The 22,620-nt window shown below is 43.1% G+C and carries 24 protein-coding genes and 2 tRNA genes; 7 read left to right on the top strand and 19 right to left on the bottom strand.

Annotated elements, in window-relative coordinates; translation table 11 throughout:
• Positions 1 to 4 precede the first annotated feature (4 nt).
• The 7 genes from ACOAOT_RS04620 to ACOAOT_RS04590 are packed head-to-tail and all read right to left on the bottom strand — an operon-like array spanning position 5 to position 6,197.
• Positions 5 to 1,057, bottom strand: a complete 1,053-nt coding sequence (locus ACOAOT_RS04620) for a type II secretion system F family protein (RefSeq protein ID WP_420215903.1) — start codon at positions 1,055 to 1,057, stop codon at positions 5 to 7.
• A 29-nt stretch (positions 1,058 to 1,086) separates the two neighbouring features.
• On the bottom strand, positions 1,087 to 2,070 hold the full coding sequence (locus ACOAOT_RS04615) for a transglutaminase-like domain-containing protein (protein WP_420215901.1): 984 nt from the start codon (positions 2,068 to 2,070) through the stop codon (positions 1,087 to 1,089).
• A gap of 19 nt (positions 2,071 to 2,089) precedes the next feature.
• Complete coding sequence (rlmB, locus tag ACOAOT_RS04610) at positions 2,090 to 2,827, bottom strand: 23S rRNA (guanosine(2251)-2'-O)-methyltransferase RlmB (RefSeq protein WP_104436893.1); 738 nt, start codon at positions 2,825 to 2,827, stop codon at positions 2,090 to 2,092.
• Positions 2,824 to 3,282: a Mini-ribonuclease 3 gene (locus ACOAOT_RS04605; RefSeq protein ID WP_277406798.1), complete on the bottom strand. Its 459-nt coding sequence runs from the start codon at positions 3,280 to 3,282 to the stop codon at positions 2,824 to 2,826. The genes rlmB and ACOAOT_RS04605 overlap by 4 nt, the downstream gene beginning before the upstream one ends.
• The gene (gene cysS, locus ACOAOT_RS04600) at positions 3,267 to 4,670 is read right to left on the bottom strand and encodes a cysteine--tRNA ligase (protein ID WP_420215900.1); all 1,404 of its coding nucleotides are present in this window, start codon (positions 4,668 to 4,670) and stop codon (positions 3,267 to 3,269) included. Before cysS ends, ACOAOT_RS04605 begins: the two co-directional genes overlap by 16 nt.
• 21 nt (positions 4,671 to 4,691) lie before the next feature.
• Positions 4,692 to 5,237 (bottom strand): 2-C-methyl-D-erythritol 2,4-cyclodiphosphate synthase, encoded by a 546-nt coding sequence (gene ispF / locus ACOAOT_RS04595; RefSeq protein WP_349669623.1) that lies wholly within the window; start codon positions 5,235 to 5,237, stop codon positions 4,692 to 4,694.
• 33 nt (positions 5,238 to 5,270) lie between these two features.
• Positions 5,271 to 6,197 (bottom strand): diacylglycerol/lipid kinase family protein, encoded by a 927-nt coding sequence (locus tag ACOAOT_RS04590; protein ID WP_349669622.1) that lies wholly within the window; start codon positions 6,195 to 6,197, stop codon positions 5,271 to 5,273.
• A gap of 243 nt (positions 6,198 to 6,440) precedes the next feature.
• On the opposite strand from ACOAOT_RS04590, the gene ACOAOT_RS04585 reads away from it, so the two are divergent.
• Positions 6,441 to 6,884: a hypothetical protein gene (locus ACOAOT_RS04585; protein WP_420215899.1), complete on the top strand. Its 444-nt coding sequence runs from the start codon at positions 6,441 to 6,443 to the stop codon at positions 6,882 to 6,884.
• 118 nt (positions 6,885 to 7,002) lie between these two features.
• Here the strand turns inward: ACOAOT_RS04585 and ACOAOT_RS04580 are convergent.
• The 3 genes from ACOAOT_RS04580 to ACOAOT_RS04570 all read right to left on the bottom strand — a co-directional run bounded on the left by ACOAOT_RS04580 (position 7,003) and on the right by ACOAOT_RS04570 (position 8,217).
• A tRNA-Met gene (locus tag ACOAOT_RS04580) sits at positions 7,003 to 7,076 on the bottom strand.
• 34 nt (positions 7,077 to 7,110) lie between these two features.
• Positions 7,111 to 7,183, bottom strand: a tRNA-Val gene (locus ACOAOT_RS04575).
• 149 nt (positions 7,184 to 7,332) lie between these two features.
• On the bottom strand, positions 7,333 to 8,217 hold the full coding sequence (locus ACOAOT_RS04570) for a LysR substrate-binding domain-containing protein (RefSeq protein WP_420215898.1): 885 nt from the start codon (positions 8,215 to 8,217) through the stop codon (positions 7,333 to 7,335).
• A gap of 130 nt (positions 8,218 to 8,347) precedes the next feature.
• On the opposite strand from ACOAOT_RS04570, the gene ACOAOT_RS04565 reads away from it, so the two are divergent.
• Positions 8,348 to 9,346, top strand: a complete 999-nt coding sequence (locus ACOAOT_RS04565) for a YeiH family protein (protein WP_420215897.1) — start codon at positions 8,348 to 8,350, stop codon at positions 9,344 to 9,346.
• A gap of 63 nt (positions 9,347 to 9,409) precedes the next feature.
• On the opposite strand, the gene ACOAOT_RS04560 is transcribed toward ACOAOT_RS04565, so the two are convergent.
• Positions 9,410 to 10,324 carry an NYN domain-containing protein gene (locus tag ACOAOT_RS04560; RefSeq protein ID WP_170823006.1) on the bottom strand — a complete coding sequence of 305 codons (915 nt, stop codon included), beginning with the start codon at positions 10,322 to 10,324 and terminating at the stop codon, positions 9,410 to 9,412.
• A 196-nt stretch (positions 10,325 to 10,520) separates the two neighbouring features.
• Between ACOAOT_RS04560 and ACOAOT_RS04555 the strand changes: the two genes are divergently transcribed.
• Genes ACOAOT_RS04555 through ACOAOT_RS04545 form a run of 3 tightly spaced genes read left to right on the top strand, consistent with a single transcriptional unit; the run spans position 10,521 to position 11,622 of the window.
• Positions 10,521 to 10,712, top strand: a complete 192-nt coding sequence (locus ACOAOT_RS04555) for a spore coat associated protein CotJA (protein ID WP_349671431.1) — start codon at positions 10,521 to 10,523, stop codon at positions 10,710 to 10,712.
• A complete protein-coding gene (locus ACOAOT_RS04550; protein ID WP_420215896.1) occupies positions 10,709 to 11,005 on the top strand; it encodes a spore coat protein CotJB in 297 nt (98 codons plus the stop codon). Before ACOAOT_RS04555 ends, ACOAOT_RS04550 begins: the two co-directional genes overlap by 4 nt.
• The gene (locus tag ACOAOT_RS04545) at positions 11,005 to 11,622 is read left to right on the top strand and encodes a manganese catalase family protein (RefSeq protein WP_420215895.1); all 618 of its coding nucleotides are present in this window, start codon (positions 11,005 to 11,007) and stop codon (positions 11,620 to 11,622) included. Before ACOAOT_RS04550 ends, ACOAOT_RS04545 begins: the two co-directional genes overlap by 1 nt.
• Before the next feature lie 64 nt (positions 11,623 to 11,686).
• Here ACOAOT_RS04545 and ACOAOT_RS04540 read toward each other — a convergent pair whose 3' ends face one another.
• Genes ACOAOT_RS04540 through ACOAOT_RS04530 form a run of 3 tightly spaced genes read right to left on the bottom strand, consistent with a single transcriptional unit; the run spans position 11,687 to position 16,285 of the window.
• Complete coding sequence (locus ACOAOT_RS04540; RefSeq protein WP_277406790.1) at positions 11,687 to 11,995, bottom strand: DUF3837 family protein; 309 nt, start codon at positions 11,993 to 11,995, stop codon at positions 11,687 to 11,689.
• Between the two features lie 14 nt (positions 11,996 to 12,009).
• Complete coding sequence (carB, locus tag ACOAOT_RS04535) at positions 12,010 to 15,213, bottom strand: carbamoyl-phosphate synthase large subunit (protein ID WP_420215894.1); 3,204 nt, start codon at positions 15,211 to 15,213, stop codon at positions 12,010 to 12,012.
• Positions 15,206 to 16,285: a carbamoyl phosphate synthase small subunit gene (locus ACOAOT_RS04530; RefSeq protein ID WP_420215893.1), complete on the bottom strand. Its 1,080-nt coding sequence runs from the start codon at positions 16,283 to 16,285 to the stop codon at positions 15,206 to 15,208. Before ACOAOT_RS04530 ends, carB begins: the two co-directional genes overlap by 8 nt.
• Before the next feature lie 296 nt (positions 16,286 to 16,581).
• Here ACOAOT_RS04530 and ACOAOT_RS04525 point away from each other — a divergent pair, with 296 nt between their 5' ends.
• Together ACOAOT_RS04525 and ACOAOT_RS04520 are read left to right on the top strand one after the other, a co-directional pair.
• Positions 16,582 to 16,779 (top strand): hypothetical protein, encoded by a 198-nt coding sequence (locus tag ACOAOT_RS04525; protein WP_420215891.1) that lies wholly within the window; start codon positions 16,582 to 16,584, stop codon positions 16,777 to 16,779.
• A gap of 105 nt (positions 16,780 to 16,884) precedes the next feature.
• Complete coding sequence (locus ACOAOT_RS04520; RefSeq protein WP_420215890.1) at positions 16,885 to 18,147, top strand: peptidoglycan-binding protein; 1,263 nt, start codon at positions 16,885 to 16,887, stop codon at positions 18,145 to 18,147.
• A 71-nt stretch (positions 18,148 to 18,218) separates the two neighbouring features.
• On the opposite strand, the gene ACOAOT_RS04515 is transcribed toward ACOAOT_RS04520, so the two are convergent.
• The 5 genes from ACOAOT_RS04515 to ACOAOT_RS04495 form a co-directional block, all read right to left on the bottom strand.
• Complete coding sequence (locus tag ACOAOT_RS04515; RefSeq protein WP_420215889.1) at positions 18,219 to 19,121, bottom strand: DUF368 domain-containing protein; 903 nt, start codon at positions 19,119 to 19,121, stop codon at positions 18,219 to 18,221.
• A gap of 27 nt (positions 19,122 to 19,148) precedes the next feature.
• Positions 19,149 to 19,799, bottom strand: coding sequence for an HAD family hydrolase (locus ACOAOT_RS04510; RefSeq protein WP_420215888.1), 651 nt, complete (start codon positions 19,797 to 19,799; stop codon positions 19,149 to 19,151).
• 128 nt (positions 19,800 to 19,927) lie between these two features.
• The gene (locus ACOAOT_RS04505; RefSeq protein ID WP_420215887.1) at positions 19,928 to 20,710 is read right to left on the bottom strand and encodes an N-acetylmuramoyl-L-alanine amidase; all 783 of its coding nucleotides are present in this window, start codon (positions 20,708 to 20,710) and stop codon (positions 19,928 to 19,930) included.
• 80 nt (positions 20,711 to 20,790) lie between these two features.
• Positions 20,791 to 21,246 (bottom strand): Lrp/AsnC family transcriptional regulator, encoded by a 456-nt coding sequence (locus ACOAOT_RS04500; RefSeq protein ID WP_104436912.1) that lies wholly within the window; start codon positions 21,244 to 21,246, stop codon positions 20,791 to 20,793.
• Between the two features lie 134 nt (positions 21,247 to 21,380).
• Entirely contained in the window at positions 21,381 to 22,610 is a 1,230-nt protein-coding gene (locus ACOAOT_RS04495; protein ID WP_420215886.1) for an LL-diaminopimelate aminotransferase, read from the bottom strand.
• Between the last annotated feature and the right edge of the window lie 10 nt (positions 22,611 to 22,620).

The raw sequence follows: 22,620 nt of genomic DNA, 5'->3' as shown, positions 1-22,620 counted from the left end.
CCTCCTAGCCGATGGCAGACAGTACACCGATTAACGGCAGCATGACTGACAGAAGAATCATACCAACAGAAACTGCCAGAACTGCTATCACAGTTGGTTCAAACCGGCCAATCATCTGCTCCGTGGCAAGATCTGCCTCTTCCTCATAGCTTTTTGATATCTCTGACATTACACTGTCCAGACGGCCGCTTCTTGTTCCCACTTTAATCATCTGGATATAAAACCCGTTGAAAAGACCAGTATCTTTCATTGCGCTGTAATAGTCGCTTCCAGCTTCCAGCTGACTGGCACACTGACGAATCTTCTCTTCCACTGCTGGATTTTCTACCAGCTCACCTGCAAGCTCCATACCTTTTTCCAGGTCCAGTCCGCTTTTTAAGGTCAGGGAAAGAACTGCAGTAAAGCGGCGGTTTGCTATTGATTTTGCTATTTTACTTCTTCGCTTAATCCAGTTGAGTAATCCCTCTGCAAGAAGGAATCTTCTTCCGTTCCTCCCCAGAATCCAGACAAAAAATGCTGCAATCCCAAGGAGAAGAATAATTACCAGCGAAATGGCACAGAATATTCCTCCCAGTCTTGTTGCAGCAATCGATACCGGCGGCATCTGGGCCCCCAGCTGTTTATATACCTTTTCAAATACAGGCATTACCTTGGTAAACAGTACAAACAGAACAATCAAAAGCATCCCTATCATCATTGCCGGATAGGAAACCGCATTCTTCATGTTCTTCTTCATAATATGTTCTTTTTCATAATATCCGGCTAAAGACTCCATAATCTGATCCAGAGTTCCTGTCTCTTCTCCAAGCCTTGCCATCCGTACCATATAAGCCGGAAATGCGCCGGTTTCTTTCAATACTTTGGAAAATGGATTTCCCAGCTCTGCTTCCTCTGCCATGGATAAAAGCAGCTTCTTTTCTTCCTGACGCTGCGCATCCTCCGCCATAACAGACAATCCCTCATCAAGAGGGATCGCTGCATGAAGAAGAATGGATATCTGAAGGCAGAATGCAGAAAGTTCCCGGGCAGAATACTGTTTTTTCTCTACTTTTGCCATCTGTCCTTTCTCCCTTTTCATTCCATTCATTAATACGTATATTTCGCCTTATAATTGGAGCTGTTTGTAATATAATCCTTAATGGATGGATCATTTTTACCCGATGATGCAAAGGTGGGATCCATCAGCTTCCACTGAGTGCCGTCAAAATAAATGATGTTATCCACCCAGCCCTGTCCTTCTATGTACACACTCACCCATGCGTGGTAAAGGCTGCCTGTATATCCCACCACCAGTTTGGTTGGAATATTCTGAGAACGAAGCATGGCTGTCATGACAGCTGCATAGTCAAAACAGATTCCCTTCTTCACAGACAGAACATGATCCACATTGGGTAAGTAACCTGACTGGACTGAATTGGCAAGTGCCGTATCGTATGTAAAATTCTGCACAACGTAATTATATACATTGCTTACAACTCCCAGCGCATCTGCTGCAGAAGCAGCAACTTCTGCACCCTTTGCAACCACAGCGCTGCCGGCAGTAAAATTCACATACTGGTTGGGATATAAAAATGGTTCATACTCATTTGACAGCGTTACATTTAAGCTGTTATTGGATTTTACCGCATATTGGTTTCCAGAAACCTGTTCCAATACCCGGACGGTATAGGTTCCGCTTCCTTCCGTCAGAGGAAATACCTCATACGCCGATCTGGAATTCAAATCATAGGTATAAGTCTCGCCTCCGCTTTTTATAACCTGGACCTTAATTTTAGCTGAATTACCTGTATACTGCACCATCACATATCCATGGCTGGTATTGGATGCATCTAATAGAACGGAATTGCTGTTGTAAGTAACCGTTCCTGACGCCTGGGGAACCTTAACACTGCTTCCCGCAGGTTTGGAATAAAGAGGAACTGCCTCATCTTTAATTGTAACAACCGTTCTCCATTCTGTGGCTTCTGCTGTCTGATCAGCAGAAGCAATCCGGTTTGCCGGAGCACAGCCGTTTAAAGAAAACAACAGGGCTGCGCAGACGGCGGCGGCAGCCATACCTTTTTTTCTCATGGTCATCATCTCCTAAAAGTTATCCCAGACGCTGCCTTACAATCTCATAAGCCAGCACTCCTGCAGCTACTGAGGCATTGAGAGAATCAATATTTCCCTTCATCGGAATGGAAGCGACCATATCACAGGTTTCTTTTACCAGTCTGCCCACTCCGCTTCCCTCACTGCCAATAACAAGACCAATGGGTCCTTTTAAATTCAGGCGGTACATGCTTTCTCCATCCATATCCGCACATACGAACCACATTCCCTTTTTCTTTAAATCTTCCATCACAGCGGTTAAATTGGTTACTTTTGCAACGGGTGTATAATTAAGTGCACCTGCTGAAGTCTTTGCCACTGTAGCTGTTAAACCAACTGCTCTCCGCTTCGGTATAATAACACCGTGGGCTCCTGCAAGGTTGGCTGTACGGATAATGGCTCCCAGATTGTGAGGATCTTCAATTCCGTCAAGGAGGAAGAGAAACGGCGGTTCTCCCTTTTCTTCTGCTGCCTTTAACAAATCTTCCACTTCTGCATATTCATAAGCAGCAGCATGGGCGATCACACCCTGATGGTGACCTTCCTCAGACATCTGATCCAGACGCTCTCTTTCAACAAAGTTAACAATGGTATCTGTCTTCTTGGCTTCCCTTAAGATTGATTGAATGGGGCCATCGGATACACCTTTCTGCACATACAGCTTGTCAATGGTCTTCCCGGAACGGAACGCTTCAAGTACTGCATTCCTTCCTTCTATTGTAAATTCTTCTATCATTCCAGTTCTCCTATTCTGTTAAGCCCCCTGCTTACCACCCAAATCAAACGTTCCAGCTTTCCGCTTAAATAGAGATAACCGCATAAAGCTTCAAACCCGGTTGCGGTTCTGTAATCTGCCACTGTCGCATGTTTGGCTGTTGTGGCAGATTTGGCATTGCGCCCACGTTTGTATACGGCAATCTCCTCCGGAGTCAGTTCTTCTCCTTCCACCAGACTTCTGATGATGTCAGCCTGAGCCTTCGCATTCACCAGTCTGGCGCTTTTCTTATGCATGTTATTCACCTGGGTGCTTCCGTGATTCATGACTTTCGTCCGGATAATCAGTTCATACACCGCGTCTCCGATATAGGCCAGTGCAAGTGGAGAATAACTGGTAATATCCACCTTCTTTAATTGAAGTGTATCTGCAAAATAATCTGCAAATGCAGACAATGATATTATACTCTCTTCCATTTTACACCTTCCCTGGTGTCCTCCAGTACTATGCCCTGATCCAACAGTTTACCCCTGATTTCATCAGCCAGTGCAAAGTCCTTGTCTTTTCTTGCCTGCTGCCTTGCAGCAATCATAGCTTCAATCTCTTCCGCAAGAATCACTTCTTCTTTTTCTGTGATAATTCCCAGAATATCGCAAAGCTTTTCAATGGTGTTTTTCAGCAAAGTAACATACTCCAGAGAGCTTTCCTCATCGGTAGTGGAGTTGCTTACTTTCACCAGTTCAAAAATTGCGGAGATGGCATCTGCCGTATTAAAATCATCGTCCATGGCGGCTTCATATTTCTCCACCAGAGCATTAACCTGATTTTTGTCTTCTTTTTCAAGCAGTCCTTCTGTCTTAGCTGTAACTTCCAGACCCTTTAACTTATCAACTGCAGTCAGGATGCGCTCCAAACCATTTTTAGAAGACTCCATTAAATCAGCACTGAAATTTAAAGGACTTCTATAATGAGCACTGAGCATAAAGAAACGCAGTACCTGAAGATCATATTTTTCACTGATATCACGAACGGTAAAGAAGTTGCCCAGAGACTTTGACATCTTTCTGTTATCAATATTAAGAAATGCGTTATGCATCCAGTATTTTGCAAATTCTTTTCCGTTAGCTGCCTCACTCTGTGCAATCTCATTCTCATGATGGGGGAAGATTAAATCCTCACCGCCTGCATGAATATCGATCTGGTCACCCAGATATTTTTTGGACATAACCGAGCACTCAATGTGCCAGCCTGGACGGCCGTCGCACCAGGGAGACTCCCAGTAAGGCTCCCCTTCTTTCTTCGGTTTCCACAGTACGAAATCAGAAGGATCTTCCTTTTCCTCTTCTCCGGTTACTTTCAGTTCACGAAAACCGGACTGTAAATCCTCCAGGTTTTTATGAGACAGTTTTCCGTACTGATCAAATGACTTTGTACGGAAATAAACGGTGCCATCCTTGGCTGCATATGCATGGCCGGACTCAATTAAATGTGAGATCATATCAAGCATTCCGCAGATTTCTTCTGTAGCAAGAGGATTTTTGGTTGCCGGCTTTACATTCATGGCTTCCATATCCTTTTTGCATTCTTCAATGTATCGCTTTGATACTGTATCCGCATCAACGCCTTCTTCAATGGCTTTTTTAATAATCTTGTCATCCACATCAGTAAAGTTGGAAACAAAATTCACATCGTAGCCCTTATATTCAAAATATCTCCGTACTGTATCAAATACGATCATCGGACGTGCATTGCCGATGTGGATCAGATTATATACCGTAGGACCGCAGACATACATCTTCACCTTCCCTGCCTCTAACGGTATGAATTCTTCTTTTTGTCTGGATAATGTATTAAATATTTTCATGCTGTCTCCCTTCTTCTCCTGTTATTCATGTTTGCAGCAGCCTTTACAGCCCTGACAGTCGCTTTGCATGATTTTTTCATCATAACAGTAATCTCCGACAGAAGTCAAAAGAACAACGGCCTGTGAGGAAATCCCTTCTCCTCTTCCGGTAAATCCCAGTCCTTCCTCTGTTGTCGCTTTCACATTCACTTTGTCAACCGGCAGATTCAGCGCGTCAGCCATATTCTTCGCCATAAGCGGTCTGTATGACAAAAGCTTTGGTTTTTGGGCGATCACAGTGGAATCAATATTCTCCACAACATATCCGTTTTCTTCCAGCAGATCTGCCACATTCTTTAACAGTTCGATACTGGAGACTCCTTTATACTTAGGATCTGTGTCAGGAAAATGTTCCCCGATATCTCCTAATCCGGCTGCTCCCAATAAAGCATCAATCACTGCGTGGGTCAGCACATCTGCGTCCGAATGTCCCAGAAGTCCCATCTCGTATGGAATGGTCACTCCTCCCAGAATCAAATCTCTGCCTTCTGCAAATTTATGAACATCATATCCCTGTCCAATTCTCATTATTTTTCCTTTCCTATATAAATAGATCAGATCTTAAACGATCATTCGAAGTTTCTTACTGATACAACGGATCTCCACATCATTCTGGCAGAAACAGCTTTCTCCATCAACATGTACCGCCATGGGGCGATCCATATGAATGTGAATCTCTTCGCAGGAATAAAAGCGGATTCCTTTGTTTACAGATTTTTTTCCCATAAGGGAATTAAGCAGTACACAAATCAGCTTACTCTTCTTCCGGTTATTCATCACGCAGACTGACAGTTTTCCGTCTTCAAAATCTGCATCCGGCGCAAATTTAAATCCTCCGCCTTCATATGGATGAATATGGGTGGAAATGAAATAAGCATGGTTAAACTCAATCTTTTGTACTCCGTTCAGGACGATATATCCCTTGCAGGGCCTGGCTGATATAAGTTGTCTGACGCCCACAAGCAGATAGGACAGTTTTCCAATTCTCAGTCTGTGAAGCAGCCCTTTCGTTCTGGAATACAACAGATTATGACAGACAGCCGCGTCCATACCGATACCGGAACTGACCATAAAGCGGCGATGGGAGATCTCACTGTCTCCATATGATAATACTCCATAGTCCATCAATTTATAATATTTGGGGTGCAGAATCTTATTTAAACATCGGATGGGATTCTTCGGAAGTTTTAAGCTTCTTGCAAGATCATTGCCAGATCCTGCCGGAATATAACCAAGTGTAACACAACTGCACATGGAATATCCATCAAGAATCTCATTGACTGTTCCATCGCCTCCAACTGCGATGATTACATTGGATTCTTTACATCCTTCTGTTAAATTTTTTGCAAATATCTTTGCGTCCCCTGGCTTTTCAGTTAAATATGCCTGATATTCCACACCGGAATCGTTTAAAGTCCGTTCCAGCTTATCCCAGATAATTTTACCCCGTCCGCAACAGGAGTTCGGGTTAACAATAAAATAGTACATGGAATCCCTCCGCTTTTTGCTATTTGTAAGTATAACATAAAAGATCAAAAATGAATATAAAAAAAAAGGAAAAAGGTCTGGGTGCCTTGTCGAAAAAGAAAGATTTTTGCAATCTATGAGTTTTTTTATCAAAACATTATATTTTTATTGCATTTTTTACACACTTTTTATATAATATTTATAAATTTATCAGTCAAGCTTGAGGACAACTGCAAGCAAATAAAATTATCGGGGGTATTTACCATGAGAAAAGTACAATTATTTCTAGTTGCTGCACTATTGGTCGCAGCATTCAGCATGACTGCTTATGCAGCTGAATGGAAAAATAACGATCAGGGGTGGTGGTATGAGAAAGATGACGGTTCCTATCCGGCTAACAAACTAGAAAAAGTTGGGGAATACTGGTACTATTTTAATGAAGCCGGTTACGCTCAAGCCGGTTTTGTTAAGCTTGATACCGGATGGTATTATCTACAAGACAACGGAGTCTGCCAAAATCCCATCGATCCTGCAACGCAGCTGCCAGTAGGTGCTCCAAATGGCGGTTGGATTGTATATGATGAATTTTTTGGAACCAAAGAAGAGCTTGGTGCTGTATATTACAATAACTTTTACTGGATAAAGTTTTATGATGTGCAAGAGCCAGATAGTTTTAATGCGAACACAGGCAATTTTATCGGGTCTTAAAAGAGGTGCGATTGGTCAGTGTCACAGATGCTTGCCAATCGCTTTATCAAAATCATTCGGGAAAGCAAAAAAACACATTTTAATCCGACTTAGACATCAAATTAGAATGTGTTTTAAGTAGCGGAAGGGAGATTCGAACTCTCGACACCACGGGTATGAACCGTGTGCTCTGGCCAACTGAGCTATTCCGCCATATTCAATTGTTTGATAAGCGTTTGCTTATCAGTGGGACCTACAGGGCTCGAACCTGTGACCCTCTGCTTGTAAGGCAGATGCTCTCCCAGCTGAGCTAAGATCCCAGTGCCTGTCAGGAGCTTTTATTTTCTCTCGTTCCCGACTGCTTCATTAGTATAATATGAATTGTATTAATTGTCAACACTTTTTTGTCAATTTTTTTCTTTTTTTACAATGTCTTGTAAAACCCTGATTCCTGCGAGGTTTTCTCCACTTATCCTTCTGTATGAAACAGGTCAAAAAGCTCTTTATAGTAGGTTTGATAGATACTTCCTTTTCTCCAGATAAAAGAAAAATCATGAAACAATTCAAAATCCTCCAGATGAATCTTTCTTAAGATCCCTTCTTCCAATTCCCGTTTCACAGCCGTCTCATATAAAAATGTAATCCCCGTTCCTTTTGCAGTCATCTGTTTTATGGCACCAATACTGTTGATCTCCACCCGGTTGGTGAAATCCTGGAGAAGAAGATTTTTTCCTTCCAGATACCGTTCTAACACATATCTGGTTCCAGAACCGGACTCTCTGATAAAAATCCGTTCTGAAAGCAGATCCTCCACCCTCTTTACTTCCTTATGAAATTTATAATCCCCTGCACAGACTGCCGCAAACGGCTCTGAAGCATATACCAGAAAGTCATACTCCTTTTTTTGGAAAAATCCTTCCACAAGGGCAAATTCAATCTCCCCCTCATTCAACTTTCTAAGAAGTTCTTTGGTATCCGCCACAATCATCTGAACAGAGGAATCCGGATATGCCTCTAAAAATCTCATAAGCGCTTCCGGCATCTTGTATTCCCCGATGGTCATTGTTGCTCCAAATACCAGATGCCTCTTTTTCTCCGACTGCTGCATCATGAGTTTCTTTAAATGCAGTTCATCATCTCTCATGGTAATGGCTGCTGACAAAAGAGTTTTTCCGCCATCTGTCAGACTTATTTTTTTTCCTGTATATTCAAACAGCCGGACTTTATATTCTTCTTCTAAATATCTGATGTGCTGGGAAACTGCTGGCTGGGTAATACTTAGTTCCCCTGCTGCTTTGGTGAAATTCATATGCCTGCATACTGCAAGAAAGGTTTCCATTCGAAAATCCAGCATTTATTATTATTCTCCCTTTTGGTGTTTTTTTAATCATAACATATTTTTATCATATGATAAATATTTATAATTTTATTTTATTATAATTTTTATATATAATTGCCTCAGATCAAAAAGGAGGAATTTACTTATGAAAAAATACGTTCCAGGCCTGCTTTTGTGCCTGATCCTTGCAATACCTGCCTGGTATCTGGGAAAACTGATTCCTGTTGTGGGCGGGCCGGTATTTGCCATACTTCTTGGCATAGGTGTTGCACCGTTTTTAACCGGAAAAGAACAGATCAGGCCGGGTATTGCCTTTACTTCAAAAAAGATCCTTCAGTACGCAGTTATTTTACTGGGATTTGGCATGAATCTATCCACCGTATTACAAAAAGGAAGACAGTCACTTCCTATTATTGCTGCCACCATCACCACTTCCCTGGTGATAGCATATATTTTGTTTCGAAAACTGAAGGTCCCTGAAAAAAGCGCAATCCTCATCGGAATCGGATCTTCTATCTGCGGCGGCTCTGCAATTGCTGCAACAGCACCAGTCATAGATGCGGATGATAATGAGATTGCCCAGGCAATATCAGTTATTTTTCTATTTAACATTGCAGCTGCGCTTTTATTTCCGGCTCTGGGCACAGCCCTTGGCCTTTCCAATGAAGGATTCGGTCTGTTTGCAGGGACTGCCATTAATGATACTTCTTCCGTCACTGCGGCTGCTTCTGCCTGGGATGGAATTTACAAAAGCAATACGTTAGAGGCTGCAACGATTGTTAAATTAACCCGGACACTGGCCATCATTCCCATTACACTGTTTCTGGCGCTGTACAGGGCGGGGAAAGAGCAGAAGAACTCCAAAGAAAAACTGGGATTAGGTAAAATTTTTCCCTTTTTCGTGCTGTATTTTCTATTGGCTTCCATTATTACCACCGTTTTTCATCTACCCCATTCCGTGACCGGACAGATAAAGGAGCTAAGCAAATTTTTTATTATTCTCGCTATGGCCGCCATCGGTACCAATACAAATCTCCCCAAATTATTGAAAACCGGAAAGAAGCCGATAATCCTGGGCTTTTGCTGCTGGGTGGGAATTTCAGTGGTCAGTCTTACCTTTCAGATTGTGTTAGGAATCTGGTAAATATTTAAATAATAAAAGACTGGGGGGAGAGTATCCAAGCCTCTCCTCCACAGTCTTTCTCATTTATTTTATAAATACAGATTTGCTGTTGTTTTTATTCTCCCGGACTTCCAGCTGGGAAATACTGTGTACAAACTTGGAGAACGTGGAGTAACCGTAATCCTTTACTTTAAAATCAGTAAATTTACGATGCATTCCGTTCCCAAGTGCTGCCAGCTCCATTCCATTCTTACCGCTGCCTTTGACCAGTTTTACAGCATAATCATCAAGTTCCTGCTTTCTGGTACGGTTGTCCTTCATACGGACAGTCACTACATTGCTGGTCTTTCTCAGTTCAAAACTATCCATCTCTTCGAGAAACTTGGACAAAGAGCTGTATCCGTAATTTCTCACATCAAAATCCGAATATTTTTTAACCAGGCGGTTACCGATTTCTCCCAGACCAGTTGCCTTGTTCTTATCCTCATTCTCCAGTATTATGGAAGCAATATCCTGTTCAATCACTTCTTTTCCAATGGCACCACCGCCAGTTCCCTCTTCGTCCTGATCCAGTAAAACTTCAAGATTGGTAAATACGGTACAGGCAGCACGGAAAGACTTTGGTGTTTTTTCCTCTCCCATTCCGATGACTTCCTTACCCGATTCCCGCAGACGGCTGGCAAGACGGGTAAAATCGCTGTCACTGGAAACAATACAAAATCCATCTACATTATCCGTATAGAGCAAATCCATAGCATCAATAATCAGAGCGGAATCGGTTGCATTCTTTCCTACTGTATTGGAAAACTGCTGAATCGGTGTGATGGAATTCTCAAGAAGTTCCATCTTCCACTTGCCCATCTGGGCGCTTGTCCAGTCACCGTAAATTCTTTTGTATGTAATTACCCCGTATCGGGTCATCTCATCCAGAATACACGTAATGTACTTGGCGGATATATTATCCGAATCAATCAAAACTGCAAATTTCTTATCACTCAATCGTCTGCTCTCCCGTCATAATTGTTTTACATTTTATGTCAATTCCCTTGACTTTGTCTCTATTATATTTCATTTTCTTCATTATTACAATAACATCACAATGGGTAATCTGGGATAATTTTTGCAACGTAATTTTTTATTTTCGTTCCATAATAAAAAAGAGTTAAAGAATTCATCAAAAGAAGGGAGTGTTACTATGAATTCAGTAGCTGTTAAGGAATGTGAATGTGAAACTGCAACACCCAGCAAAACCGTAGCATTAGCCATAGCAACCGTTCCCATGCAACCGTGGGAACAGCCTTACGATCCAAAGACTGCTTTAAAACACGGAACCATTTTCCCCAGTCTTGATTTACCATTTTACGTAACAGGAGGGGAACAGCCATGATCGATCGAAATAACCTGCTCAGTCAGATAACTGAGATCAGCTTTACCGTAAATGATTTAAACCTTTATCTGGATACCCATCCTCTTGATGAAAATGCCCTGAATGCATTTAAGGACGCAATGACTCAGAGAAAACAGCTGCTTCAAACCTATGCCGATAACTTTGAGCCGCTTACCATGAACTGTATCTGCCCTGACAGCAACAACAAGACAAAGTCAAACACAAAATATCCGGACCAGAGACATTTTACCTGGAGCGACGGACCGCTTCCATGGGAAGGAGGTGTATTCTGATGTGGAGTTATGAAAAAAGACTGCAATTTCCTGTAAATATTAAAAATACCTGCCCTAAAACGGCTTCTCTGATCATCAGCCAGTTTGGAGGTCCTGACGGAGAGCTGGCAGCTTCCATGCGTTATCTTTCCCAAAGATACACTATGCCATGCAAGGAAGTGGGAGGACTTTTAACTGATATCGGTACGGAAGAGCTGGGGCATTTGGAGATGGTTTGCTCCATTATTTACCAGCTTACAAAAAATCTGACCATCGAACAGGCAAAAACGGCTGGTTTTGATGCTTATTATATCGATCATACCACCGCATTATGGCCTATGGCTGCCGGAGGAGTTCCTTTTAATGCATGTGAATTTCAGTCAAAAGGTGATGCCATCACTGATCTGGTAGAAGACCTTGCTGCAGAACAGAAAGCCAGAACCACTTACGATAATTTAATTCGTATGATTGCAGATCCAGATGTAAGAGAACCTCTTAAATTTTTGCGTGCGCGGGAAGTGGTTCATTTCCAGAGATTTGGTGAGGCTCTGGAAAATATAAAGACTACGTTAAATCCCAAAAACTACTATTATTATAACCCTGAATTTGACAAGCAGTTTGTAAAGAAAGAAATGTAAGATTTTGTGATCAAAAAACACCTTTCGTTATTAGTAGCGAAAGGTGTTTTCATATCATTGTTTGTCAACGCTGTTCTTCATAGCTGTATTTCAACAGCTCATATATTTCATCTGTTACCCGATCATCTTTATAATACTCGTCAAGAAGGCTGATGATTTTAGCTGCAAATTCCGACGGAACCGGACGCGCTGCAACTGCCTCATGAAAATCCTTCTTCATATCACTGACCATTTCCTTTTTTTCCGGAACAGGCAGACCGTAGATCTTATAAAGCATTCCCATAGCCGCACACGCCTCATTGGGGGATGTTAAAGGCGCGTTTTCAAACCTGGTTTTAATTTCTACAGCCTGCTTATTAATATAAAATACCATGATATCGTAATTCCTTATACATTTTTTACTAACGCAATGTCAATCAGGGTGAGTTCCTTCGCCCTGTTTTCCATGCTGGTTACAAGGGCTGCTGCAGTATCCAGGGACGTAAGCACGGTCACGCCGGTTTCGATAGCATTTCTCCGGATTACAAATCCATCCTTGCATCTGTCTGCGCCCTGAGGCGGAGTATCAATAACCAGGTCAATCTCATGACCCAGTATCAGATCCAGGAGGTTGGGGGACTCCTGCTCCAGCTTGCGTACCTGGAATGCCTTGATTCCGTTATCGTTTAACACCTTGGCAGTACCGGCAGTAGAGAAGATCTTGTAGCCCTGATCTTTAAATCTGCGGGCAATGTCGATAATCTCTTCTTTATCAGAATCTTTTACTGTTATGATCATGTTCTTATGCTTTGGAAGCTTGATTCCAGATCCTGCAAACGCTTTGTAAAGCGCCTCATTAAAGGTCTTGGCAATTCCCAGACACTCTCCGGTGGATTTCATCTCAGGTCCAAGGCTGATGTCTGCGCCGCGAATCTTTTCAAAGGAGAACACCGGCATCTTAACCGCGATGTAATCTGCTTCCGGCTGAAGTCCTGGTTTGTAGCCAAGCTCTTTTATGGTATGACCGCAGATAACTCTGGTTGCCAGGGGAACAATGGGGATTCCTGTCACCTTGCTGATATATGGCACCGTACGGGAAGAACGTGGATTTACTTCGATGACATAAACATCTTCTCCGCTGACAATAAACTGAATGTTGATCATTCCTTTTACATGAAGTGCTCTTGCAAGTCTTCTGGTATATTCTACAAGCTTGTCCTTGATGTCTTCATTTAAGCTCTGAGCTGGATATACAGAGATACTGTCGCCGGAGTGAACGCCTGCACGCTCGATATGCTCCATAATTCCCGGTATGAGAATGTCTTCTCCGTCACAGACTGCATCGACTTCAATCTCTTTGCCCACAATATATTTATCTACTAAAATAGGGTGTTCCTGAGCAATCTGGTTGATAATCGCGATAAACTCGTCAATATCCTGATCAGAAATAGCGATCTGCATTCCCTGACCACCCAGTACGTAAGAAGGTCTTACAAGAACCGGATAACCAAGTTTTGCTGCTGCCTTCTTAGCCTCTTCTGCTGTATAGACTGTCTGGCCTGCCGGTCTTGGAATCTGGCATTCTTCCAGAATCTTATCAAACAGTTCCCGGTCTTCTGCCGCATCCACATCTTCTGCTGCTGTTCCAAGAATGGGAACTCCCATCTTCATAAGCGCCTCTGTCAGCTTGATGGCTGTCTGGCCGCCGAACTGTACCACTGCTCCGTCTGGTTTTTCGATGTCAACAATGCTCTCCACATCTTCCGGAGTAAGTGGCTCAAAATACAGCTTATCTGCAATGTCAAAATCCGTACTGACTGTTTCCGGATTGTTATTGATAATGATAGTCTCATATCCTTCTTTGCTGAAACTCCAGGTACTGTGAACGGAACAGAAGTCAAATTCAATTCCCTGACCGATTCGGATCGGACCGGAGCCTAATACCAGAACCTTTTTTCTACCTGTTGTCTGCTCTGCTTCATTTTCACTTCCAAAGCAGGAGTAGTAATATGGTGTCTCTGCCGCAAATTCTGCCGCACAGGTATCTACCATCTTAAAGGCAGCTGTTATCCCGTTTTCTTTTCTGGTCTGATGGATTTCTTCTATAGATATACCTGTCAGCTTTGAAATGACTGTATCCGGGAATTCCAGTCTCTTTGCTTCTTTTAAAAGCTCAGTGGTGAGAGGTCCCTTCTTTAAGGCTTCTTCCATCTCCACCAGAATTGCAAGCTTATCAATAAACCACACATCAATCTTTGTGATGTCGTGAATGAGTTCATAGGTAAAGCCTCTTCTTAATGCTTCTGCAATCACCCAGATTCTTCTGTCATCTACCAGATGAAGGGTTTCTGTCAGCTGATCATCGGTAAGTCCTGTGAAATCATAAGACATCAGACTGTCTACATGCTGTTCCAGGGAACGGATTGCTTTCATTAAGCCGCCTTCAAAATTGGTACAGATACTCATTACCTCACCGGTTGCCTTCATCTGGGTTCCGAGGGTTCTCTTGGCGCTTAAAAACTTATCAAAGGGAAGGCGTGGCATCTTAACCACGCAGTAATCCAGCATGGGTTCAAAGCTTGCATAAGTTTTCTTGGTTACGGCATTTTTAATCTCATCAAGGGTGTATCCCAGAGCGATCTTAGCTGCAACCTTGGCGATGGGGTATCCGGTTGCCTTGGAAGCCAGAGCGGAAGAACGGCTCACTCGTGGGTTTACCTCGATTACACAGTACTCAAAGCTTTCCGGGTGAAGAGCGTACTGAACGTTGCAGCCTCCTGTTATGCCTAATTCGCTGATAATCTTTAATGCAGAGGTACGAAGCATCTGGTATTCCTTATCTCCCAGTGTCTGGGAAGGAGCCACTACGATGCTGTCGCCTGTATGAACCCCTACCGGATCCAGGTTTTCCATGTTGCAGACGGTAATTACATTACCTGCCCCATCACGCATTACTTCATATTCAATCTCTTTCCAGCCTGCAATGCAGCGTTCCACAAGAACCTGACCGACTCGGGATAAACGGAGTCCATTTTCCAGGATTTCCCGGCACTGTGCCGGATTTTCAGCAATTCCGCCGCCTGAGCCTCCCAGTGTATATGCAGGACGTAAAACGATGGGATAACCGATCTGCTCGGCAATTCTTAATCCATCTTCCACATTTTCAACGATATCCGAAGGAGCTACCGGCTCACCGATCTTCTCCATGGTTTCCTTAAACATCTCCCGGTCTTCTGCCTTTTTAATGGTCAGGGCAGTGGTTCCGATGAGGCGGACATTGTTCTTTTCAAAAAACCCCTTATCTTCCAGCTCCATTGCAAGGTTTAAGCCAGCCTGGCCTCCCAGTGTAGGAAGAACGCTGTCTGGTCTTTCTTTTAAAATCAGCTGTTCCACAACCTCTACTGTCAGCGGTTCGATATAAACTTTATCTGCAATGTCTTTATCAGTCATGATGGTTGCAGGATTGGAGTTTAATAAGACAACTTCAATTCCTTCTTCTCTTAAAGAACGGCATGCCTGTGTTCCGGCATAATCAAATTCTGCTGCCTGACCGATGATAATCGGACCAGATCCAAGGACAAGTACTTTTTTGATCTCCTGATTCTTAGGCATTCTTTCCCACCTCCATCATATTTATAAACCGGTCAAATAAGTAGCTGGAATCCTGAGGTCCGGGGCAGGCCTCCGGATGGTACTGTACGGTAAATATGTTCTTTCCGGTATATTTCATGCCTTCATTTGTTCCGTCGTTGACGTTAACAAATGCAGGAACTGCCACAGCCGGATCTACAGTATCTTCATCCACCACATATCCATGGTTCTGAGAAGAGATGTAAACTCTACCGGTTTCTAAATCTTTAACCGGGTGATTGCCGCCTCTGTGTCCGTATTTCAGCTTATGGGTATCAGCGCCAGTGGCCAGTGCCATCAGCTGATGTCCAAGGCAGATCGCAAAGATGGGAACCTGTGATTCATACAGCTTGCGGATTTCCTTAATGATCTCCGTACACTCCTTGGGATCTCCAGGGCCGTTTGACAGCATAATTCCATCTGGATTTGTGGAAAGAATCACTTCTGCTTTTGTATCCGCAGGATATACAGTAACCTCACAGCCTCTTTCATTTAAAGACCGTGCAATATTTTTTTTAGCTCCTAAATCTAACAGCGCCACCCGCTTGCCTTCACCGGGAAGCACATATGATTCCTTACAGGTAGTTGCATTCACAACGCCCGTTACGGAATAAGTTTTCATACGCGAAATGACTTCGTCAAGATCAAATCCTTCATCGGTTGTGATCATGCCGTTCATTGTACCTTTTTCTCTTAAGATTTTTGTTAGGGCTCTCGTATCGATACCACTGATACCTGGAATGTCGTTAATTTCTAAGAAATGCTGAATGGTATCCTCGCTTCTAAAGTTGCTGGGGATTCTAGATAATTCTCTGACAATGTAGCCATCCGGCCAAGGTTTGTATGACTCCATATCTTCCTGACAAATGCCGTAATTACCAATTAGCGGATATGTCATCACAACTGCCTGTCCCGCATAGGATGGGTCGGTGAGGACTTCTAAATAACCCGTCATGGAAGTATTAAATACGATCTCACTGATCACTTCCCGTTTTGAACCAATGCTCGTGCCTGTAAAAACAGTGCCGTCTTCCAGTATTAAAAAAGCTTTCATACGCAAAGTCCCAATCCTTTCTTAATATTTGTCCACGTTTTTTGGACATAAAGGGATACCCGCAAGGGTTAATTTTGAACTGACTGGTATCAGACCAAATTGAATAGATTATACATTATACCGCGACATTTTTCAACTGTTTTTTTATAATTTATTTATTTACTTTTTATGCATTATTTTTCTTTTTTCAGATATTTTAATCGGGTTTACTGTATATTTATGCAATGCTATTAATATTATACATTACTGTATACTTTGTGTCAACTTCGAACAAACTATTTATGAGGTGATAAATTATGATTGATAACAACGAACTTCCCATTGGATTTACCATGGAACTGGCACAGCATTCAGACATTATGGTACAGTTTGCCGGACTCTCTAAAGATGATCAAAATCGCATTATCAATGGTGCAAGAGAAATTGAAAGCCGAGATGAAATGAGAAGCTATGTAGAGTCCATGTTCCATGAACCCAAAACTTCATTCTTTTAAAAAAGCCCCCGCAAAAACTGATTTATTTAGTTTTATGCGGGGCTTTTGTAATCATTGCCCAGAGCAGCTAATATATTAATAATAATCATTCAATAAGGGGCTATTATGAATCCATATATGACCACTGCCCAGGAAACGGCTGCTACCGGCTCTCTTCAGGTGGATGTGGTATCTACCGAGAATAACTATCCCATCGGGGATGCAGAAGTTTCCATTTCCTTCACAGGAGACCCCGGCAGCATTTTAGAAAAGGTTACTACTGACAGTTCCGGTCAGTCCGAAACCGTAAGTTTATCAGCGCCGCCTGTCGATTTAAGTCTGTCTCCCGGACTGGCACAGCCGTATTCAGAATATTCACTTTTTATTACTGCACAGGGTTATGAACCAGTGGCTATCTCCGGAACCCAGATCCTGGCAGATACGGATGCCATTCAGCCTGTCCGCATGACTCCTGTCAAAGACGAGACAACACCCGATACGCCCATTACCATTCCGGATCATACGTTGTACGGCGACTATCCTCCAAAGATAGCAGAGGCCGAGGTAAAGCCTGTTGCAGAAACCGGCGAGATTGTATTAAGCCGGGTTGTTGTTCCACAGACAATTATTGTACATGACGGTGTGCCCACAGATCCCACAGCCACCAATTATTACGTTCCTTATAGCGATTATATTAAAAATGTGGCCTCCAGTGAAATTTACGCTACATGGCCAAAAGAAACAATTACTGCAAATGTTCTGGCGATTATGAGCTTTACGTTAAACCGTGTTTATACGGAATGGTACCGGAATCAGGGTTATGACTTTACCATTACTTCCTCTACCGCTTTCGACCATAAATGGATACATGGCAGAAATATTTTTGACAGCATTTCCCAGGTTGTAGATGAAATCTTTAACAGCTACTTATCACGGCCCGGAATCAAACAGCCCATCTTAACCCAGTACTGTGATGGCCACCGGGTAACTTGTCCTAACTGGATGTCCCAATGGGGAAGCTGCACCTTAGGGGAACAGGGCTATACTGCCATTGAAATTCTCCGGAACTATTACGGAAGCAACATGTACATCAATACTGCGGAACAGGTTTCCGGCGTTCCTTCCTCCTTCCCCGGTTATAATTTAACTGTAGGTGCCTCTGGAGACAAGGTGCGCCAGGTTCAGGAGCAGCTTGATACCATTGCCGGGGTTTATACCAGAATCCCCAGAATCACAGCAGACGGGGTTTATGGAGATAACACGGCAGAGGCAGTCCGTCAGTTCCAGTCCATATTTAAACTTCCTGTGACGGGAGTCATTGATTTTGCAACCTGGTATAAGATCTCCCAGATCTATGTGGGCATTACAAGAATTGCCGAGTATTCTTAAACTCTATAAAAGAGGGATATCCCGCCAGATTTGTATCCGACGAAATATCCCTTTTTTTAATTGTATTTAAATTATCCCTCGCCTCCCAGCAGATCTGCGATCACGTATCCCAAAAGTGCCAGTGCAATTCCTCCCAGCAGTTCATATATTGCCACGGTTTTCCACGGCACATCCCAGAGAATAACAAAGGGGGAAGAAATCACAAGACCAATGATCACCCGGTACATCTGATGCTCATAACGGGTCAGAAGCTGCTCCACCACTCTGGCAAACAGAAGAACCCCTGTCAGCATGCCCAGAAAATACGGGAACAATACTGTAACGTTTTTCATAAGACCTTGAAAATCAAGAGCACAGGCTGCCCGGATGCAGGCATTATTGGTCTGCAAAACAGGCTCATAAAAGCCCAGCATCATCATGATCATGGACCCGCTTACCCCTGGTACGATCATAGTGGCGGCTGCAAGAAGCCCCACTGCAAAAAGAGTAACTACCCAGTATTTTCCCGATGATAAATATGCCGCACCGGAAGCCATGGCAAACCCTTCTCCGCTATGACTGGAAGCGATCACTGTTTCAGCCACATATGTAATGAGGATTACGATGCTGCATGTGATTCCAGCAGTTATAATTCCTTTCCATAAGTCATTTTTTTCTCCAGAAAAAGCTTTGCGGCCAAGGGCCGGAAGACCGCCTCCGATTAATCCCAGAAAGGATAGTTTCGTCTGAAGAGGATATGTATGAAACAGATATTCAAAGACCAGTGACAAAAAAATGATGCCTGCAACTGCACCGATTCCATAAGGAAGAAGAATCCTTATACTTTTTACCGGCTCTTTAAAAAGCCGGTTTACCGCATGGATGATCTTATCATAGACACCCATGGTAATGGCCAATACTCCTCCGCTGATGCCCGGCAGTATATTTGCCACACCAATTATTAAACCTTTTAAAAGCTCACCGATATACTTCAAGCAATTCCTCCTGCATTAATCCGTATATCAAATCCTATGCACTTTTACTGCTTCTAATACTTCTTTTACCTGATTCAGCTTATAATCTGCAAGACTCTGGTCAAATCCATATCTTGTATCGATGACTGCCGCAATTTTAAGCCCTGCCCGGTGTGCTGCCGTTATTCCGATGGTGGAATCCTCTACAGCAAGACATTCCTCCGGCTTTAATTTCAGCTGCTCTGCTGTATATAAATAGATCTCCGGGTCAGGTTTGCTCTTTTTAAACTGTTCTCCGCTGACCACTGCTTCAAAATAGTCCCGGATTCCATTTTCTTTAAGAACACGTTCCACCAGTTCTAAATGGGTGGAAGAGGCAAGAGCCAGACGAAAACCAGCTTCTTTCAGCTGTTTTAATGTATCGGTTACTTCCAGGCGGTAAATGCTTCGGTAATCTATTTCGCTATAAATATCTCTCTGTCGGAATTCTGTTCTTAACTCCTCCCAGGTCTGTCCATTGGAGACAACCCTCTCCACTACTTCCCAGCACTCCTGCTTTGTTGCCCCAACCATTGGATACAGATCCTCCAGTTTTACATCTGGATTTTTCTTTTTGGCAAATTCCAGCTGATATTCCAGATATACACCCTCGCTGTCGATAATAACGCCATCCATATCAAATATCACTGCCTTAATCATAATTCTCTCCTCTGTATTCATTCTGATTAAGACCATACGACAATAAAAGGTATCTTGTCAAGTCAAAGTCATAAGAGATGGCCGGAAGAGGCTCTTATTTACCGCCCCTTCCGGCCTGTTTCCCCGACTCAATACACAGCCGGGCGTTTCACCATAAATGTGTTATGCCCCAGCTGCCTGAGAGCCTGCTCCATTTTAACGGCATTGTCCATATTTCGGAATGCACCGACTCGAACCTTATATAAACCATCTTCATAAACTACGAAAGCTGGAAATCCCTGGGATTTCAGCATATTAACCTGGTCCTCGGCCAGAGAACGCACCCGGAAGGCACCCGTCTGTATCTGATAGTACTCAACCTGATTTTCTTCCTGCTGCTGAATGGTATTTAAAATACCAGTAGCAATTGCCTGGGCTATCTCATCAAAGCGATCGTCAAAAAGATAATTATCCGCTTCATTATCTATAAAACCAACCTCTGTTAAGACAGATGGAATCTTTGTTCTTCTCAATACTACAAGCCCCGGACGTTCCACAGTTCCTAAATTGGTAAAGCCGATTGCTCCAAGTGCTTCTCCGATATTCCCTCCAAGCATTCCCTCAATGCCTTTGTTTTCAAAAACAACCGTTTCCACTCCGGATCCTGTTCCTGGAACCGGCATGGCATTCCGGTGAATGGAGACGAATAAATCTGCTTCAGCATCATTGGCCATCATGGCTTTTTCCAGGGGTGTATTATAGGTATCGTCAGTTCTTGTATACCTGACATCAACTCCGTTGTCTGCCAGGACTTTCCCGACAGCTAACGCAAGTTTTAAGTTATCATCTTTTTCCTGCCGCCCATTATAGACTGCACCCGGGTCCGCACCGCCGTGACCGGCATCTATTACCACGATCTTTCTCTCAGCCAAAAGAAAAACTCCTTTCACATACCTCTATTCTATAAAGTATGTAAAAGAAGTGTTCTCCGTACCATATTTCAGACTATGATTTATTCATTTTCTCCTAATTCTGCCATAACATCCACGCCTCTTGGACCAACCGGTGTGGAAAAGACAATCTGAGTACTGGTCTTTCCGTATTTCTGAAGCTGTCCGATGAAAATATCCAGCTCCATGGTGCTTTGAAATGCCACCTTAATCAGCATGGAATAATCTCCGGTAACGCAGTTGCATTCCAGCACATTGGGTATGGAATCCATGTAGGAATAAAACTGGATTTTATCAAGGGGCGACACATCCAGATTAACAAATGCGATGATGTGGTAGCCAAGCTTCATAGGGTCCACTGACGCATGATACCCGGTGATGATTTTTTCCCGCTCCAGCTTTTCAATTCTGGAGGAAACAGCAGGCGAGGATAAAAAGGTATTTTCTGCTATGTTCTTTAAAGATGCCCGTGCGTTCTTCTGCAGTGTCTGCACTATTTTCTTATCAATATCGTCCATATCTTCCTCCTTGAATTAAAAAAAGCGCCAGTACCACTAAAGTACTGAACGCTTTTGTTCTAACAAATTAAGCTTAAACCTTATTAATCTTTTCTTATCAATATCATAACCAATTATCAAATACTTGTCAACGTTTATTTTATTAAGGATGGCATCTTTTTCATCCGTTCAATGGCTTCCACTGTGTTTTCGTAGGTTCCAAATGCGGTGAGACGGAAGTAACCTTCTCCGCTGGGACCGAATCCACTTCCAGGCGTTCCCACAACGCTGGCTTCCTCTAAAAGCCGGTCAAAGAAGTCCCAGGAAGTCATTCCTTCCGGCACCCGCAGCCAGATATAAGGCGCATTCACACCTCCGTATACTTGGCAGCCCGCCTCTTTTAAACCGTCATAGATCACCTTTGCATTTCTCATGTAATAGGCCACCTGTTCTTTTAACTGAGCTTTACCTTCTTGGGAATAAACCGCTGTTCCTGCTTTCTGAATGATGTAGGGAGCACCGTTAAACTTGGTTCCATGGCGTCTTGCCCATAAAGAATGGAGCATGACTCCGCCTCTTACCAAAGCTTTTGGGATCACGGTAAAGCCAAGACGTACACCGGTAAAACCGGCATTCTTGGAAAATGAACGGAATTCAATGGCACAGGTATGGGCTCCCTCTATCTCATAGATGGTGTGAGGCACGTCGTCCTGGGCAATGTAAGCTTCATAGGCAGCATCATAAAGAATGACTGCGCCAGTCTCATTGGCATAATCCACCCATACTTTTAACTGATCTCTGGTAAGAGTGGTTCCGGTAGGATTATTGGGAACACATAAGTAAATAAGATCTGGAGTTTCCTCTGGAAGCTGTGGAACAAAATGATTCTCAGCGGTACATGGCATATAAATAACATTACTCCATTTTCCTGTCGTTTCATCATATTCACCAGTTCTTCCTGCCATGACATTGGAATCCACATAAACCGGATAAACGGGATCACAGACAGCGATTTTACAGTTCTGATCGAAAATTTCCTGAATATTTCCGCAGTCACTCTTCGCTCCGTCGGATACAAAAATTTCATCTGCTGCGATCTGGCAGCCTCTTTTAATGTAGTCTTCACTGGCAATGAGTTCTCTTAAAAAACCATAACCAAGATCCGGTGCATATCCGTGAAAAGTTCCCGCTTCCCCCATCTCATCTACTGCTCCATGAAGCTCCTTAATAATTGCCGGAGCTATGGGCTGGGTTACGTCACCGATTCCAAGACGAATCACCTTTTTATCGGGATTTGCCTCTATATAAGCATTCACCTTTTTCGCAATGGTGGAAAACAGATAACTTCCAGGTAATTTTAAGTAGTTTTCGTTGATCTTAACCATAGGTACCTCC

This window comes from Lacrimispora struthionigena, assembly GCF_048627165.1.
GTDB lineage: Bacteria > Bacillota > Clostridia > Lachnospirales > Lachnospiraceae > Lacrimispora.
The sequence above is the reverse complement of the archived record's forward strand: the minus strand, read 5'-3'. Positions and strand labels throughout refer to the sequence as shown.

Coding starts and splice junctions, on each gene's coding strand:
- ACOAOT_RS04620 (WP_420215903.1), bottom strand. CDS start 1,057: ATGGCAAAAGTAGAGAAAAAACAGTATTCTGCCCGGGAACTTTCTGCA.
- ACOAOT_RS04615 (WP_420215901.1), bottom strand. CDS start 2,070: ATGAGAAAAAAAGGTATGGCTGCCGCCGCCGTCTGCGCAGCCCTGTTG.
- rlmB (WP_104436893.1), bottom strand. CDS start 2,827: ATGATAGAAGAATTTACAATAGAAGGAAGGAATGCAGTACTTGAAGCG.
- ACOAOT_RS04605 (WP_277406798.1), bottom strand. CDS start 3,282: ATGGAAGAGAGTATAATATCATTGTCTGCATTTGCAGATTATTTTGCA.
- cysS (WP_420215900.1), bottom strand. CDS start 4,670: ATGAAAATATTTAATACATTATCCAGACAAAAAGAAGAATTCATACCG.
- ispF (WP_349669623.1), bottom strand. CDS start 5,237: ATGAGAATTGGACAGGGATATGATGTTCATAAATTTGCAGAAGGCAGA.
- ACOAOT_RS04590 (WP_349669622.1), bottom strand. CDS start 6,197: ATGTACTATTTTATTGTTAACCCGAACTCCTGTTGCGGACGGGGTAAA.
- ACOAOT_RS04585 (WP_420215899.1), top strand. CDS start 6,441: ATGAGAAAAGTACAATTATTTCTAGTTGCTGCACTATTGGTCGCAGCA.
- ACOAOT_RS04570 (WP_420215898.1), bottom strand. CDS start 8,217: ATGCTGGATTTTCGAATGGAAACCTTTCTTGCAGTATGCAGGCATATG.
- ACOAOT_RS04565 (WP_420215897.1), top strand. CDS start 8,348: ATGAAAAAATACGTTCCAGGCCTGCTTTTGTGCCTGATCCTTGCAATA.
- ACOAOT_RS04555 (WP_349671431.1), top strand. CDS start 10,521: ATGAATTCAGTAGCTGTTAAGGAATGTGAATGTGAAACTGCAACACCC.
- ACOAOT_RS04550 (WP_420215896.1), top strand. CDS start 10,709: ATGATCGATCGAAATAACCTGCTCAGTCAGATAACTGAGATCAGCTTT.
- ACOAOT_RS04545 (WP_420215895.1), top strand. CDS start 11,005: ATGTGGAGTTATGAAAAAAGACTGCAATTTCCTGTAAATATTAAAAAT.
- ACOAOT_RS04540 (WP_277406790.1), bottom strand. CDS start 11,995: ATGGTATTTTATATTAATAAGCAGGCTGTAGAAATTAAAACCAGGTTT.
- carB (WP_420215894.1), bottom strand. CDS start 15,213: ATGCCTAAGAATCAGGAGATCAAAAAAGTACTTGTCCTTGGATCTGGT.
- ACOAOT_RS04530 (WP_420215893.1), bottom strand. CDS start 16,285: ATGAAAGCTTTTTTAATACTGGAAGACGGCACTGTTTTTACAGGCACG.
- ACOAOT_RS04525 (WP_420215891.1), top strand. CDS start 16,582: ATGATTGATAACAACGAACTTCCCATTGGATTTACCATGGAACTGGCA.
- ACOAOT_RS04520 (WP_420215890.1), top strand. CDS start 16,885: ATGAATCCATATATGACCACTGCCCAGGAAACGGCTGCTACCGGCTCT.
- ACOAOT_RS04510 (WP_420215888.1), bottom strand. CDS start 19,799: ATGATTAAGGCAGTGATATTTGATATGGATGGCGTTATTATCGACAGC.
- ACOAOT_RS04500 (WP_104436912.1), bottom strand. CDS start 21,246: ATGGACGATATTGATAAGAAAATAGTGCAGACACTGCAGAAGAACGCA.
- ACOAOT_RS04495 (WP_420215886.1), bottom strand. CDS start 22,610: ATGGTTAAGATCAACGAAAACTACTTAAAATTACCTGGAAGTTATCTG.